At 28.6% G+C, this 16,471-nt stretch carries 18 protein-coding genes; all 18 read right to left on the bottom strand.

The annotated features are described in order from the left end of the window. Positions 1–775, bottom strand: a 775-nt coding sequence (locus AVBRAN9334_RS09640; RefSeq protein WP_336607690.1) for an XdhC family protein, incomplete at its 3' end; no start/stop codon positions are given. Next, on the bottom strand, positions 768–1,565 hold the full coding sequence (gene yqeB / locus AVBRAN9334_RS09635; protein WP_336607689.1) for a selenium-dependent molybdenum cofactor biosynthesis protein YqeB: 798 nt from the start codon (positions 1,563–1,565) through the stop codon (positions 768–770). The genes AVBRAN9334_RS09640 and yqeB, both read right to left, overlap by 8 nt. After that, on the bottom strand, positions 1,558–2,121 hold the full coding sequence (locus AVBRAN9334_RS09630; RefSeq protein ID WP_336607688.1) for an NTP transferase domain-containing protein: 564 nt from the start codon (positions 2,119–2,121) through the stop codon (positions 1,558–1,560). Before AVBRAN9334_RS09630 ends, yqeB begins: the two co-directional genes overlap by 8 nt. Continuing rightward, positions 2,118–2,792, bottom strand: a complete 675-nt coding sequence (gene yqeC, locus AVBRAN9334_RS09625; RefSeq protein ID WP_214150224.1) for a selenium cofactor biosynthesis protein YqeC — start codon at positions 2,790–2,792, stop codon at positions 2,118–2,120. The genes AVBRAN9334_RS09630 and yqeC overlap by 4 nt, the downstream gene beginning before the upstream one ends. Then, positions 2,782–3,243, bottom strand: coding sequence for a (2Fe-2S)-binding protein (locus tag AVBRAN9334_RS09620; RefSeq protein ID WP_336607687.1), 462 nt, complete (start codon positions 3,241–3,243; stop codon positions 2,782–2,784). The genes yqeC and AVBRAN9334_RS09620 overlap by 11 nt, the downstream gene beginning before the upstream one ends. Beyond that, positions 3,233–4,108, bottom strand: coding sequence for a xanthine dehydrogenase subunit XdhB (gene xdhB, locus AVBRAN9334_RS09615; protein WP_214118857.1), 876 nt, complete (start codon positions 4,106–4,108; stop codon positions 3,233–3,235). Before xdhB ends, AVBRAN9334_RS09620 begins: the two co-directional genes overlap by 11 nt. Next, positions 4,096–6,393: a xanthine dehydrogenase subunit XdhA gene (gene xdhA, locus AVBRAN9334_RS09610; protein ID WP_239802932.1), complete on the bottom strand. Its 2,298-nt coding sequence runs from the start codon at positions 6,391–6,393 to the stop codon at positions 4,096–4,098. The genes xdhB and xdhA overlap by 13 nt, the downstream gene beginning before the upstream one ends. Positions 6,394–6,401: 8 nt before the next feature. After that, positions 6,402–7,736, bottom strand: a complete 1,335-nt coding sequence (locus AVBRAN9334_RS09605; protein WP_239802933.1) for a uracil-xanthine permease family protein — start codon at positions 7,734–7,736, stop codon at positions 6,402–6,404. A gap of 236 nt (positions 7,737–7,972) precedes the next feature. Beyond that, the gene (locus tag AVBRAN9334_RS09600; RefSeq protein ID WP_214118851.1) at positions 7,973–8,668 is read right to left on the bottom strand and encodes an ABC transporter ATP-binding protein; all 696 of its coding nucleotides are present in this window, start codon (positions 8,666–8,668) and stop codon (positions 7,973–7,975) included. Beyond that, positions 8,668–9,420, bottom strand: coding sequence for an ABC transporter ATP-binding protein (locus AVBRAN9334_RS09595; RefSeq protein ID WP_214118849.1), 753 nt, complete (start codon positions 9,418–9,420; stop codon positions 8,668–8,670). Before AVBRAN9334_RS09595 ends, AVBRAN9334_RS09600 begins: the two co-directional genes overlap by 1 nt. Then, complete coding sequence (locus tag AVBRAN9334_RS09590; protein ID WP_442862237.1) at positions 9,417–10,436, bottom strand: branched-chain amino acid ABC transporter permease; 1,020 nt, start codon at positions 10,434–10,436, stop codon at positions 9,417–9,419. The genes AVBRAN9334_RS09595 and AVBRAN9334_RS09590 overlap by 4 nt, the downstream gene beginning before the upstream one ends. Then, positions 10,436–11,332 (bottom strand): branched-chain amino acid ABC transporter permease, encoded by an 897-nt coding sequence (locus AVBRAN9334_RS09585; RefSeq protein WP_214118846.1) that lies wholly within the window; start codon positions 11,330–11,332, stop codon positions 10,436–10,438. Before AVBRAN9334_RS09585 ends, AVBRAN9334_RS09590 begins: the two co-directional genes overlap by 1 nt. A 142-nt stretch (positions 11,333–11,474) precedes the next feature. Beyond that, positions 11,475–12,239: an ABC transporter ATP-binding protein gene (locus AVBRAN9334_RS09580; protein WP_239802934.1), complete on the bottom strand. Its 765-nt coding sequence runs from the start codon at positions 12,237–12,239 to the stop codon at positions 11,475–11,477. After that, a complete protein-coding gene (locus tag AVBRAN9334_RS09575; RefSeq protein WP_214118843.1) occupies positions 12,232–12,957 on the bottom strand; it encodes an ABC transporter ATP-binding protein in 726 nt (241 codons plus the stop codon). Before AVBRAN9334_RS09575 ends, AVBRAN9334_RS09580 begins: the two co-directional genes overlap by 8 nt. Continuing rightward, positions 12,950–13,771: a nickel ABC transporter permease subunit NikC gene (gene nikC, locus AVBRAN9334_RS09570; protein ID WP_214118841.1), complete on the bottom strand. Its 822-nt coding sequence runs from the start codon at positions 13,769–13,771 to the stop codon at positions 12,950–12,952. The genes AVBRAN9334_RS09575 and nikC overlap by 8 nt, the downstream gene beginning before the upstream one ends. Then, a complete protein-coding gene (locus AVBRAN9334_RS09565) occupies positions 13,764–14,693 on the bottom strand; it encodes an ABC transporter permease subunit (protein ID WP_336607686.1) in 930 nt (309 codons plus the stop codon). The genes nikC and AVBRAN9334_RS09565 overlap by 8 nt, the downstream gene beginning before the upstream one ends. Before the next feature lies 1 nt (position 14,694). After that, positions 14,695–16,230: a nickel ABC transporter substrate-binding protein gene (gene nikA, locus AVBRAN9334_RS09560; protein ID WP_336607685.1), complete on the bottom strand. Its 1,536-nt coding sequence runs from the start codon at positions 16,228–16,230 to the stop codon at positions 14,695–14,697. Positions 16,231–16,239: 9 nt separating this feature from the next. Beyond that, positions 16,240–16,471: cation transporter dimerization domain-containing protein (locus AVBRAN9334_RS09555; RefSeq protein ID WP_442862422.1), on the bottom strand; the 232-nt coding region annotated here is incomplete at its 5' end.

The following is a 16,471-nucleotide window of genomic DNA, read 5'->3' as shown; positions in this document are numbered from 1 at the left end:
AATTTTTTTTATGTGCTAATTTACCTTGATTTTTGATAAGTAAAACCTCACTTAAAATACTAAACGCAATTTCTCTTGGCTCCTGATTTGCAATGTCTAAACCTATTGGAGCATAAATTTTATTAAATAATTCGGCACTAAAATTATCTTTAATCAGCTCATCTTTAATGAATTTATGTTTAGTTTTACTTCCAATAACACCAACATATTTTGCATTTTTATCTATTACATTTTTTAAGCATTTATAATCATCTAAATGAGATTTTGTAACAATAATTACATAAGTATTATCATCAATATCTAAAAAACTCAAATCTTCATAATTACTGAAATATTCTTCATTTGCTAAACCTTGCAAATAATCTTGCCTATCATCAATTAAAATGGAATAAAAACCTAAATATTTTGATAAAAATAGTATTTCTTTACCAATATGTCCTGCTCCACATATTATTAATTTTGCTTTTTGATTAATAATTTTTATATAACCACTCGCAAGCCCGCCACACTGCATTTTTAAATCTCCATTCGGTGTTAATTCGTGATTAAAAATTTTACTTTTATTATTTTCTAAACATTCTTTAGCTTCTTTTAAAACTTCAAATTCTAATTTACCACCACCTATACTTCCAATGCTTGTGCCATCGCTAAATAAAGCCATCATAGAACCTGCATTTCTAGGAGTGCTACCACTTGATTTTGTAAGAGTTATTAAGGCAATTTTTTCATTTTTCTCACATCTTTTATATATTTCTTTTATTATCAATTCATCCATTTTTATTCCTATTTTCAAAATACATCAAAGCTTCAAGAACCCCACCACCTATGCTCCTAGCCTTATCTGAAATACTAAAGCAATTTTCATATTCACTAATTCTTGGGTCAATATCTGCAATTTTAAGACCCTTTACTACTTCAAAATTATCATTAATAATACCTCTTAAAAGCCCACTTATACTAGCTTTAACAGGTGTATTATCAATATATGCAATAATTTCTTCTTCTTTTACAATATCACCTATTTTAGCAATAGCTTTAAAGATTCCATTATCGTTTGCATAAATTACTCTTTTTGCTCCAATTCCTTTTACTTCAGCAGGAATTCCTGTATTTTTCTCTGCAAAACCACTTAAAATAACCTTGCCTAAATTATGGCCGCGATTACTCTCGATTACAGCGTGAGCGTCAATTCCAGCACAAAACCCAGGTCCAATAGCAATCACAATAGGAGCCATATTAATATTTGTTCCTAAATTCCTTTTAGCTAAAATTGAATCAATTAAAGCCCTTGGTTTTATATAATTTAAAATATCTAAATTCTCATCAATTATAATAGGGATAAAATCCTTACAATCTAAAATCTCATCTTTATTAACTAACTTCGCTTTTATACCTTCTATTTCGCAAGTTTTATCATAAACTGCTTGAGAAAAACAAACTTTTGTTCTAATTGAACTTGGTTTTAAACATTCTAATAAAAGTATCTTAAAGCCTGCTCTAAAAAGCCTAGCAGCAATACCACTAGCAATATCACCCGCTCCTCTAATAATTACAAATTCACTCATCAATCAACCTTAAATCTTCTTTAGTATCTATATCTTTTCCTTCTAATTCATCATATAAATCAACAAAAATTACTTTATCTTTATATTTTTGAATTAGCACTTTTCCACCGCTATCATTATCTAATTCGCACAATTCTTTAAAATATTTTTTATCAAAAATAGTAGGCAAGGAATTAATATTATTAAATCTAGGAACAACAATATAATTTTCTTTATATTTTGAAATGATAGTTTTTATTGAATTAGTTTTTAAAAATATTTGATCAATCGGTAAAAATATTGCGTAATCATAATCTAAAACATTGTTTAAAGCTATTTTTATACTTGTATTTTGACCCTTATTAAAGGCATTTAAAACCACATTAAAATCTTTATAATTTGTCTTTAAATACTCGTAATTATTCTCATTAGCAACTATTTTAATATCCATATTAAGCTCTAAAGTTTTTTGAATAATCAAATCAATAAAATAAGTATTTTTATATTTTAAAAATGATTTATTTAAACCAAGCCTTCTTGAATATCCAGCTGCTAAGATAATACAAATTCCTTTCAAAAATTAAGCCTTATATATTTTTCTTCTTTTAAAAAACCAGCTAATAATCTAAAATTTTTTAATCTTTTTGCAAGTTCATTTAATACTTTTAAATCATCGCATCTATTAAAAAAAATAAAATTATCAGAATTTAAACTAATATTTTCAAACATTTTTAAACAAATTTTTTCTATTAAATCAATACTTAAAACATCACTTTTACTCACTTCAAATACTTTCAAAAAATCATCAAACCTATGAATGAAATTCTCATTTAATTGATAATTTAATAAATGAAGTGGAATAATTCCTATTATTTTATTGGTATTTTCTAAAATAACAGGCTCATTATTTTTCCAAACTTTATAAGGCAATTCCTTAGCTCCATCAGCTTCATATATAAACAAATCACAATTTTTATAAAAATCACTAAAATCATCTAAAGCATTTACTTTATTGTCAATAATTTTTCCACATAAATTAACGCCTTTTTTAAGATTTGTAATACTTGTTTGATTATATAGATTATTAAAATTTATATCTTTTACTTCATACATTTTTGTACTTGTTGTAAGAATTGTGATTTTATCTTGATTTTGTTTAGCTAGATTATAAGCAAAAGTGGTCTTCCCACCAGAGCCTATAATCGCAATTTTGTCTTTATATTTAATATCTAAAGCTTCATTTAGCATTATTTGCAGTATCTTCTATGGCTTGAAAGATTTTTTTATATCCTGTGCAACGACATAGATTACCAGACACCCCTCGCCTTATTTCAAACTTAGTAGGCATTTTATTTTTACTAAGCAAAGCAGTTGATGAAATAATAAACCCAGGAGTGCAAAATCCACACTGAACAGCTCCATTTTTTATAAAATTTTCTTGTAAAAGACTTAAGCCATCAAAAGGGGTTAAACCTTCTATAGTAGTTATTTTTTTACCATCAGCCCAAGCTGCTAAATAAATACAGCTATTTACATTTTTACCATCAACCAAAACAGCACAAGCTCCACATTCACCAACACTACAGCCTTCTTTAGTTCCACTTAATTGTAATACATTTCTTATTAATTCAAGCAATGACATTCTAGGGTCAATGTGTAATTCATAAAATTTATCATTTATATAAGTTTTAATTTTCATAATTTTTTCCTATTAATTCATAAATAGCTCTTTTTGTAAGCGTTGTTAAAAGATTATTTCTAAAATCTTTAGAAGCTCTCCAAGAATCTCTTGCCTTTGTTTCATTTAAAATATTATTAGCAATTTTTTCAATATTTTCCTTAGTTAATTTTAAACCTTTTGCTAACTTTTCACTTTCTTTAGCTCTAATAGGAGTAGGAGCAGCCACTCCGTAAGCTAATTTTAAATCAATTATCTCATCATTATTAGTTTTTAACATAACACTAACTCCAATTGTAGCTATATCCATAGCATTTCTTTGAGCAAATTTTATATATTTACTAACATAACCATTAAAAGATTTTTTAGGAATTTTAATACTTGTTAAAATATCTCCTTTTTCTAATTTAACAACACCAGAACTAATATAAAAATCATTTATAGCAATTTCTTTGCGTGTGTCTTCATTGTAAATAACTAAAATCGCATCAAGAGTAAAAAGACTTGAAGCACTATCAGCAGAAGTTGCACCATTGCAAATATTTCCACCTATTGTGGCCATATTTCTAATTTGCGGGCCACCAACTAGAGCAGCTGCTTGTTTTAGATTTGTTAAATTATTTTTTATAATTTCATTATTTTCTATATCATCAAAAGTGCATAATGCGCCTATATGAATAAACTCATCATCAATTGTTATGGTTTTTAATTCTTTTAAAGTATTAATTCCTATTAAATGCTTATTTGCATATTTTTTATCCAAACTTCTAAGTTTAATTAAAATATCAGTTCCGCCTGCAATTAATACCGAATCATCTATAGTTTTTAATAACCTACTAGCTTCATTAACGCTTTTTGCTTCCGTGTAATTACTTAAATAATACATTCTTTATCCTTAGCTTGAAAAAATCTTTCTGGTGTTATTGGAATTTGATTAAACTCTATATTTGTAGCATCAAGCACTGCATTTCTAATAGCAGGTGCAGGAGAACACATAGGAGGTTCACCTAAAGACTTATTACCAAATGGACCATAAGGGTCATAATTATCAACAAAACTAACATCTAAATCAGGAACATCAAGTGCAGTTGGAACTTTATAATCTAAAAGATTATTGTTTAAAATCTTACCTGTTTTTTTGTCATATTTTAATTCTTCTAATAAAGCATAAGGAATTGCCATTCCCATTCCGCCTTCTACTTGAGAACTTGCTAAAAGTGGATTTAATACCTTACCAGCATCATGAACATTTAAAATATCTAATATCTCTATTTTTCCTGTATTCATATCAACTTCAACCATAGCCATAGTAATACCATAACTATAAGAATTTGTATGGCAATTTACACTTGCAAATGCCGATAAACTTTTAGCCTTTTGCCAATCATAAGTAGTGTGTAAAGCAAAATCAGCCAAACTCATTAAAACTTCTTTATTCTTAAAAACAATATTTGCATTTTCTAAATCAAGATTTGCAAAATCAACATCTTTTAATCTCGCTGCTGTTTTTAATATTTTTGTTTTTAATTTTAAAGCAGCTTCTTTTACTGCAAGCCCTGTTACATAGCTTTGTCTTGAAGCATAAGCTCCTGTATCAAATGGAGCCGTATCTGTATCAGTATTCGCATCAACTATAACCCAATCATAAGGAATACTTAAAACTTCTGCTGCCATTTGAGCTAAAACCGTATCAGAACCTTGTCCGATTTCAGTTGAACCTAGCATTAGTTTAATATGTGCATCTTGATTTAGTATTACTCTAGCTGCTGCTGTTTCTAAGCCCTTTGGATAAACACCTGTTGTATAAGTAAAGGTTGCAAGCCCTACCCCACGCTTTTTATAAGAGTGTTTAAATTCTTTACAGGCTTTTTGTTTTTCATAGTAATTAAATTTATCTTTAGCAACCTTAATACATTCTTTTAATTTAGCTGATTTTTGAATAACTTGATTTAGTGGATTTAAAACATCATTTCCTACTATATTTTTTTCTCTAAAACTAATAGAATCAAAACCCATTTTTCTAGCTACATTTTCCATAAAACTTTCTATAAAAAACATAACCTGTGGAACTCCATATCCTCTCATAGCCCCAGCTGTTGCTATATTTGTATGAACGGTTTTAATGTCATATCTAAAGTTAGGAATATTATATAAAGATAATAAAACTCCACCACCTTTAATACCAACCGAATGAGTATGAGATGCGTAAGCTCCTTTATTTGATAATACTTCTATATCTAAAGCATTTATAAAGCCATCTTTACTAATACCCATTTTTGCTTTATATTCCATTTCGTGTCTTGTTCTTGTATATGCGATACTTTCTTCTCTATCAAGTGCAATTTGAACAATTTCTCCACCCATAGCCATAGATAAAGCAACGCAAAGTGGCTCTATTGTTACTTCTTGTTTATTACCAAAACCACCACCAACAAAAGGTTTTATAACTCTAAAATAACTCCAATGTTTTTCAAAAACTTCGCCTAAAATTCTTCTTAAAATATGTGGAATTTGAGTTGAACTTACTACCACATAACGATTATCTTGGTCTTTATAAGCATAAGCAATCTGATTTTCCATATGGCAATGTTGTTGTAAAGGAACTTTAAATGTATCACTAAAAACATAATCGCTATTAGCTAAAGCCGATTCTACATCTCCAACTTTACTAATAGTATGAGCCATTATATTACTATCTAAATCCTCATGAATTTTCGCAGCCCCTTCTTGCATTGCTTCTTGTGGGGTTAGATAAAAAGGAAGCTCATCATATTCAACCTTTACCTTACTTACAGCAATTTTTGCAGCTAAATCAGTGGTTGCAATAATAGCTGCTATTTCATCTCCAAATAATCTAACATGCTCTGTTAAAATGGTTCTATCATACCTATCTCTAGTCTTTGGGTCTAGTCCAAATGGATGACCTGCGGTTGCAAACTTAGTTTTTGGCATATCTTTATAAGTTAAAATTTTAATAACCCCATCAACCTTTAAAGCTTCGCTAAAATCAAAACTTTTAACATATCCATGTGCTATGCTAGATCTTACTATTCTTGCATAAAACTTTTTCTTAGTAGGAATATCAGCAGTATAAATTGCTTTACCTGTAACTTTAGCGTAAGCATCCCATCTTGTTTCACTTTTACCTATCGTTTTAAATTCTTCTTTCATACTCACCCTTATTTATCTTTTGCAAAAAATAAAGAAGCTATCATAGAAATTACACAAACTCCTACTATGCTATCTTTAAAAACCCAACTTATATAACCTGGCAAATTACTAGTAATTTCAGGATGGACTCCAAACCCATACCCAAGACCAAAAGTAATACCTAATATCATTACATTTTTGTTGCTAAATCCAGCATAAGCTACAATCTTAATACCATTTATCAAAATCATAGCAAAAATCATAATAACTGCACCCCCTAAAACACTATCTGGAATAGTCCTAAAAACAGCTCCTAATTTAGGAATAAAAGCTGATACTATAATAAAAAAAGCACCTAAAGCTATGCAATATTTATTTATAATTTTTGTCATTGCTATTATTCCTGCATTTTGACCATAAGCTGTATTAGGTAAAGCATTTAACAAACTAGCCACCATACAACCAACACCATCTGCTAAAATAGCTCCACTGATTTCTTTTTCTTTAGCACACCTATTAAAAGCTGCTACGGTAATTCCATTAACATTTCCAATAGTTTCTAAACTTGTGATTATATAAACGATAATGGCACTTACAATAGGGGCTAGTTCAAAATGAAATTCATTAATTAAAATAATTGGAATAGGCAAGCTAAACCAACTTGCTTCACTAATAATACTAGTATCTACTCTACCTACCATATAAGCTAAAAAATATCCCACAACAAGACCTATTAAAATAGCTGAAACTTTAAAGATACCCTTTGCAAATCGTTGAATAGCAATAATGATTGCAAAAGTGCTAAAAGATAAACATAAATTAATAATATCCCCATAAGTTCCCATTTTTTTAGCAGCTAAACCACCCGCACAATAATTAACACCCACATCTAATAAATTAATGCCGATTGCAATTAATACAACACCTATTACTAATTCAGATAAAATCTTTGTGATATATTTGTAAGCAAAACCAATAAATATAGTGATTATACTGCCTATAAGAGAAGAAGCTAAAATTGCACTAAAACCATAAGTATTTGCAACACTTATAGCTGTTGGCACAAAAGCAAATGTAGTCCCCATAACTATTGGAAGATTAGCACCTATTTGGATATTTTTATATTTGATTGGATAAAGTTGCAGAAGAGTTACTATGCCAGAAGCTAGCATAGCTGATTGGATTAAACTGATACTTTCTTGCGTGGATATTACAATACTCGTACTATTTAAGACCCCTATAATTATCAAAATGGGGGCTAAATTTCCTGTAAACATAGCAAGAACATGCTGCATTCCCAAAGGAAGTGCTACAAAAAACGGGGGTTTTCCTTCTAGTTGGTAAATTAAATTCTTATTTTTCATCACACACTTTCATTTTAGATAAAAGTGATTATATAAAATCTTACTTAAAATCATCTTGATATTTATTGATAATGCTAAAACATAAGTAGAATTAAATTCCTAAGTTAAATAATAAAAATATATTTATACTAAAAAAATAATCATCATAAAATCTCATATATAAATATTAATTTATAACAAGGCTAAAATAAATCATATTAAAATATAAAACCGAAAAATTAATTCCGATTTTATATTTAAATTCCTAAATATTTTTTGCGAATATTATCATCATTTGCAAGGTCAATTCCTTTGCCTTCTAAAACGATTTTACCATTTTCTAAAACATAAGCCCTATCGCTTATTTTTAATGCTTGTTGGGCGTTTTGCTCTACTAATAAAATAGTAATTCCTTCATTTTTTAAAACCTTAATTATCTCAAAAACTTCTCCTACAATCTTAGGTGCAAGTCCTAGACTTGGTTCATCTAACATAAGTAATTTTGGCTCTCCCATTAAAGCTCTTGAGATTGCTAACATTTGTGCTTCTCCACCACTTAAATTCCTTGCTAAGGTATTATTTTTTTGCTTTAAGCGTGGGAATAATCTATACATTTGCTCTTTTAAATGCTCGTAATTATCAGCATTATAAAACGCTCCCATTTTAAGATTATCTTCTATGCTAAGATTTGCAAAAACTCTTCTTCCTTCTGGCACAAGGCTAATTCCTTTTTGAACTAGAGTATGAGTTTTATGCCTTTCTATTTCATAACCTAAAAAATTAATCTCCCCACTACGCTTAGGAATATTCAAAATCGCATTTAAAGTGCTAGTTTTACCAGCCCCGTTACTACCTACAATACTTACGATTTCTCCTGAGTTTATATGAAAACTAATATCATCAACAGCTTTAATCAAACCATAATGAACGCTTAAGTTTTTAACCTTTAACATTAAAAATCTCCTAAATATGCTTTAATTACTTCATTATTATTAACTGCTTCTTTTGGTGAGCCTAAGAAAATACTCTTACCATAATCAAGCACTAAAACCCTATCACATAAGCTATTTACAAACTTCATATCATGCTCAATCAACACTATACTAAGCTCTTTTTTAAGAGTAGTTATAATATCTGCTAATTCATTGCTCTCAGTCCCATTCATTCCTGCTACAGGCTCATCAAGTAATAATAATTTTGGCTTTAGTGCTAATGCTCTTGCTATTTCTAATTTTCTTTGTTCTCCATAACTTAATTCGGTTGATTTTGCATTAGCTAAATGAGAGATTTTAAGAGTATTTAGTATTTTTATTGCTTCTTCTCTTGCTTGTTTTTCAGCCTTTTTATATCTTGCAATATGCAAAAACGCTTCAAAAATATTGTAATTAATACTACAATTTAGCCCTATTAAAACATTCTCAAGCACACTCATAGATGAAAATAATCTAATATTTTGAAAAGTCCTTGCAATGCCTAATTTTGTGATTTCTAATTGATTTAGATTTGTAATGTTTTTATTATCAAAAATAATCTCACCCGAACTTGGTTTATAAGCTCCTGAAATTATATTAAATAAAGTAGTTTTCCCTGCTCCATTAGGTCCAATAAGTCCAAAAACTTCACCTTTTTTAACGCTAAGATTTGCATTATTTATAGCCTTTACTCCACCAAAATTCTTATCAATATTCTTAAGCTCTAAAATCATTTTTTAAACCTTTTAAAAATAATATCGCTTAGCTCCTTATCGCCAAAAATCCCACGCCTTGCAAATAGCATTACTAAAATTAATATGATAGAAAACACAAGCATTCTAAGTCCTGGCAAACCTTTTGTCTCATAACCAAAAATGCTCATAGGTTCATCTAAAAATCTAAGCCACTCACTTCCACCAATTACTAAAATAGCTCCAATAATTGCTCCTGTAGTGCTTCCTAACCCACCTAAAACTATGATAATTAATAATTGGAATGTAAATAAAAAGTCAAATTGTTCAGGCGTAACACTTGTGATATAACAAGCTAAAAGCCCACCTGCTACACCTTCTAAAAAAGCACTAGTCCCAAAAGCTAAAGTCTTAATCCTAAAAGTATTAATCCCCATAGCTAAAGCTGCATCTTCATCATCTCTTACAGCCTTCATTGCTCTGCCGTATTTTGAATAAATGATATTAAGTATTAAAATAACGCTAATAATAGTAATAATTCCAACTATATATAAAAAATTATTCGGTTTTGGAATTTCATTTAACCCTTGCACTCCGTTTGTAAAAGCTGCGAAATTAAGTGCAATTAATTTAATAATTATCCCAAATCCAAGCGTAACGATAGCTAAATAATCTCCCCTTACACGAAAAACAGCAAAGCTTAAGATTAAAGATAAAGCCAAAGCACTAAAACCACCCGCTAATAAAGCTATAAAAAAGCTATCAGTATGAAATGATAAAATAAATGGATGCGGGTCTAATAAGCTAAATTGATCTTGCTTAGCTTCAATATCAAGCAATAATAAAGCCGTAATATAAGCACCAACTGCAACAAAACCATTAGGCTCTAGGCTAAATTGCCCTGTTACACCATTGATTAGATTATAAGATACTGCCAAGATTATAAAAATACTAATATTTATAAAAGTTCTTAAAGCATAATCACTCAAGCAATATTGAGCCGCAAAAATGCTTAAAACTGCTAAGATTAAAATGATTATTGAAAATATATTTTTCATTAAAATCTACTCCTTTCATAATCTTGTCCCATAATTCCTGTTGGTTTAAACAATAAAACAAATACTAAAAATATAAATGCAAAACCATCTTTAAACCCTGCTAAATCAGGCACAAAAGCTACTATTAAAACTTCGCAAAATCCAATTATAAGCCCACCAAGAACAGCTCCGCCAACGCTACCAATACCACCTAAAACAGCAGCTCCAAAAGCCTTAAGCCCTATTAAAACTCCCATATTAGGGTCAATTTGTGGATATTTACACGCCCAAAAAATCCCGCCAATACAAGCTAACATTGAGCCTAGTGCAAATACAAAAGCTATAATTTTATTAGCATCAATTCCCATTAAAGCAACGGTTGAAATATCAAAAGCAAGTGCACGAATAGCAATTCCATATTTGCTTTTATACAAAATCAACAAAACAGCTATTAAAATAATAATAGTTAAAGTTGGAATTATCAAATCAAGCAAAGACATTCTAATATCAAATAAATTAATAGGATTTATCAAAATACTTGGTGCATTAAATGGTTGTGGTGTGCTTGTAAATAATACATTTATTAGATTTTCTAAGAAAAACGAAACTCCAATAGCAGTTATTAATAGTGAAATTCTAGGAGAATTTCTAAGTGGCTTATAAGCAATCTTATCAATGCTAATTCCAAGTGCAATACAAATTAATATAGCAAAACCAAAAGCAGGTATAAACGGAAAGGCAAAAAAATTAAGTGCAAATAAACAAGCATACGAGCCTATCATCATAATATCGCCGTGAGCAAAATTGATAAGCCTTAAAACTCCATAAACCATAGTATATCCAATAGCAATTAGTGCATACATTGAGCCTAGTGAAAAGCCATTGAAAATCTGTTGAATAAGTAGCGTTGAACTCATTAAAAACCTTTTTTGAAAATAAAAAGAAATATTAATAAACTAAGCTTAATTTCATAATAATTTTTAAGATTAATTATAAGAATTTGTAAATTCGTAACACTTTTTTACAAAATTACAAAAATTATATTTAATCTTTTAAATATTATTTATAAAAATCCTTAGGAAAAGGCTTTAATATGCTATTGCTTAATTCTTTAGCCATTAAGCTTTCAAATTCTAAATCCTTGCATACTTTTTTGCTCTCAATTACCTTGCCTTTATCAAGGACTAAAACTTCATCACAAAATAATTTTATAATCCTTAAATCATGAGTTATTACGATATAGCTTAAATCCTTTTGAAGATTTTTTAAAGTCTTTAAAATCTTTGCTTGAATTAATACATCTAATGAACTTGTAGCTTCATCTAAAATAAGTATTTTTGGCTTAATTGAAATAGCTCTTGCTATGCTTAGCCTTTGTAATTGTCCCCCACTTAACATTGAGCATTTTTTATCTAATAAGTCTTGATTTAATTCTAATAATTCTAAGCATTCTAAAGCTCTTTTTTTAATCTCGCTTTTGCTAAAATTAGTAAGATTTTCTAAAGGTTCAATCAAGGCTTCATAAACGCTAAAATCAGGGTTAAAAGATGCTCTTGAGTCTTGAAATACTATTTGAATTAATTTTTTATACTCTTTATTATCTTGTATTTTTACATTGTTTAAAAATACATTTCCAGAATTTGCTTTGTAAATATTAGCAATGATTTTTGCTAAAGTGCTTTTGCCACTTCCACTAATTCCTAAAATACCTAAAGAATTATTCTCATCTAAATTAAAGCTAACTCCATTTAAAACTTGAGTATATTTATCGCTAAATAAATTTGAATTTTTATATGAATATGAGATATTTTCTACCTTAAGCATTGCTAACTCCATATAATGATAAATGTGAATTAATTAATTCTTTTGTTATATTTGCTTGTGGGTTTTTAAATATATCAATACAAGTTGCTTCTTCAACAATCCTTGCATTATCCATAACATAAACATAATCAGCAAGTCTTGCAACAACTCCAAAATCATGAGTTATTAACAATATCCCTATTTTGCTTGATATTTCTTCTAATATATCTAAAACTGCAGCTTGAGAAATCAAATCCAAATCACTCGTAGGCTCATCTGCTATTATAAATTTCGCACGAGATACTAAGGCTAAAGCTATCATAATTCTTTGAAGCATTCCGCCACTGCATTCGTGTGGATAAAGATTTAAAACGCTTTCGTTCAATTTAACTTTATTTAAAATCTCTTTTATATATTCATTATCAATTTTTAAATTCCTTGCCTTTAAAGTCTCATAAAAGCAGTTTTTGATACTAAATAAAGGATTAAAAGCTGTTCTTGGATTTTGCATAATACAAGCAATATTTTGCTTTGAATTATCATCTAAACAAATACTCCCGCTAAGCTTTAAATTATTTGCTACATATCCCATAATAGCTGTTGCTATTAGGCTTTTTCCACTTCCACTAAGCCCTAATAAAGCCGTGATTTTTCCACTTTGTATATTCATACTAACATTATTTACTAAGGCTGTATCTTTATAAAATATATTTAAATTTTTTACTATTATTTTATCCATGACTTTCAACTTGTATTAAATTTTCAAATTTATCTCTTAAAATATCGCCTAATAAATTAAAAGCAATAATTACAATTAACATAGCAATTCCAGGATACAAAATAAGCTCATAATGAGTTAAAATATAATCTTTTGTTTCAGCTATCATTATCCCCCATTCAGCCTGTGGAGCTTTTACCCCAAGCCCAAGCAAACTAAGACCTGAAATATGTAGCATTATATGCCCTAAATCAAGCGTGCTTAATACCAGTAGCTGCATACAAATAGGCTTTGCAAAATGCTTTTTAAAAATCTTAAAATTACTAGCTCCACAAGTTTTGCTAATTAATACATATTCAGTATTTTTTAACTTTAAAACAATGCTTCTAATAATCCTTGCATACCAAGCCCAGTGAGTTAAAGCAATGGCTATAATTATATTTAATAAACCAGTTCCTAAAATCCCTACGAAAAATAAAGCCAAAACAATAGTAGGAAAGCATAAAAATATATCACAAATTCTCATTAAAAAATTATCAATTTTATTATTTGAAAATCCAGCTATAAAACCTACACTAACGCCTAAAACTATTATTATAATAATGGTTGAAAAGGTAGCTAGAATTGAAATATAAGCACCTTCTAAAATCCTTGAGAAAATATCTCGCCCTAAATGATCAGTCCCAAAAATATGCAATAATGAATTACTAGCAAATTTATTCGCTAAATTAATCTCATTTGCACTATAAGGTGCATAATATTTACCAAATAAAGCAAGTAAGATTATAAAAGCACATAAAAAATACACGAAATATTCATAAATTTTCTTACTCATATCTAATCCTTGGGTCAATTATCGCATATAAAATATCAGTGATTAAATTAATTAAAATAAACACAAAACACATCATCATACTAAAAGCTTGAATTACAGGATAATCACTATAATAAATAGCACTTACAGCATAACGACCAACTCCAGGATAAGCAAAAATATTTTCAATCACCAAAGCCCCACCAAAAAGTTCAGCTATATGCATACCAAAAGCAGTTATTAAAGGTAGTAAAGAATTAAATAAAATATGTTTTGAATATATCTTATACTTTCCTACACCACGCATTTTTGCATAAGCTATAAATCTTTCATTACAAGCTTGTAAAAAATTAATCCTAATAAATCTAGCATTAATAGCAATTGACATAAAAGATATTGCTAATGCAGGCATTATTAAATGATTAATCCCACCTATGCCAAAAGGAGGCAATAAATTAAGCTCAACAGAAAAAAATAAAATAAATAATAAACCAAGCCAAAAACTAGGAGTGCTAACACCTAAAAATGAAAAAATCCTTACAAAATAATCAAAAAAATGATTTTTATAAATTGCAGAAAACACCCCAAAAGGAATAGAGATTACAAAAGTTATAAGCAAGGCAAATGATGTTAGCTTTAAAGTATTTCCCAAGTATTCAAATAAATCAGGTGCAATTTTACGATTAGTAAAATATGATGTCCCAAAATCTAATTGCAAGGCGTTTTTTACCCAAACTATATATTGAGTAATTATTGGCTCATTTAAGCCTAGCATAATTCTTGTATGCTCTATCGCTTCATCAGTTGGTGCTATCCCACTAACTTGCAAATAATTCATAACAGCATCAGTTCCATTAAGTCTAATTAATAAAAAAATAAAAATTGATGCTAAAAATAAGCAAATAATGGCATATAAAGTTCTTTTTAATATGAATTTTTTCATACTACTCCTTAATTTCTATATCATCAAAAGGAATTTCATATTTTAAAATACTCGTTTTAACTCCTTTTAATTTAGGACTTGCAACGCATATATTTGTATGATATACAATAGGAATATATACCGCTTCATCGTGTAAGATTGTAAGTATTTCTTTAGCTAGTTTAGATTTTTCATCTTTATTCATTGTTTTAGATAATTTTTCTATATTTTCATCAATTAGTGGTTTTTGCTTTAATCCAATTTGAGCCATATAATCAGCGTGAGCTGGTGCAACCATAGAAGCCATAAAAATTTCAGGCTCATAAGGAGCTCCCCAAGTAGCATTAAAGATTAATTCAAATTCCCCATTTCTATGTCTTTTATAAAATATAGTGCTTTCATTAGCTTGTAAGATTAGATTAATTCCTATTTCTTTTAAATTCGCTTGTAATACTTCTGATATAGCCTTTTGCTCTGCATTAATGCCTATATAAGAAATCACTACATCTAATCTTTTGCCATCTTTTTCTAAAAAGCCATTTTTAAATTCCCAACCATTATCAAGTAATAATTGCTTAGCTTTTTTAGGATTATATTCGTATGTACTTCTATCAATTTTACCATTTGGCACATTATCATCATAGAAAAAATCAGCCTTTGGTCTTGTCCCATAGAAAACATATTTGCTAATTTCATCTTTATTAATAGCCATATTAATAGCCTTTCTTACATTAATATCATTTGTTGGATATTTTGCTGTATTTTGTGCTATTAAAATAGTGCTAAGTGGCTTTGAAATTAGCGTTTGATAATCGCTTTTTTGCAAGTTTATAAAATCTTCTAAGCTAATTTCTCCATCAGTATAAATATAATCAATTTCTTTTGTTTTTAGAGCTATTACTTTTGAGCTTGGATCAGGGATTATTTTGCATACTATGCTATCAATTTTAGCTTTTTCGCCCCAATAATTTTCATTTTTAACAAACTTATCATAAACGCCTAATTTAGTATCAACGAATTTCCATTTACCTGTGCCAATTGGTGCTTTTATACCATCTTTTGTATTATTATCAATCATAGCACTTGGAGCTATAAATCTAAAAGGACGAATAAGACTAAGTTCTCTTAAAGTAGGTTCATAAATATGTTTTAAATGAAGCTTTACTTCATAATCATTAACCACTTCAAGATAATCAAAAGCTCTTACAAGTGCAAAAGAAATATGCCTTTGTTTATTAGCAAAAATTGCATCAAAATTAAGCTTTACTGCATTTGCATTAAAGTCTTCTCCATTAGAAAACTTAACTCCTTTTCTAAGATAAAAAGTATATACCAAACCATCTTCGCTAATCTCCCAAGAAGTAGCTAGGCTAGGTATTATTTGATTATCTTGCGAGTATGAGACAAATCCTTCATAAACCATATTTTGAGCAAACATTTCATTTGGAGAATACAAATGTGGATTTAGTTCTCCTACATTTTTAGAAGTAGCTACTTTTAGCTCACTTGAATTTAAAAAACTAATTAATAAAATAAATACAAAAAATAATTTTTTCATTTTAATCCTTTATATTGTTTCTGGCTGAATAGTAATATGATGTATATTAAACTCATTCTTAAGTAAAGAATTAAGCTCTTGTAAAACACTTTTAAACTCATTTAAATCATCTAAGATTATATGAGCTGTTAGTATATGATAATCTTGAGATATTGAATGAATGTGTATATCGTGAATATCTTTTATATTTAAATCTTGCTTTAATATAAATTCTTTTACTTCACTAATCTCAATGAATGAA

The sequence above is a fragment of the Campylobacter sp. RM9334 genome (assembly GCF_020138145.1).
In the GTDB taxonomy this organism is placed as follows: Bacteria; Campylobacterota; Campylobacteria; order Campylobacterales; family Campylobacteraceae; genus Campylobacter_E.
Note: the sequence above shows the minus strand (reverse complement) of the source record. Positions and strands in the feature narration are given on the sequence as shown.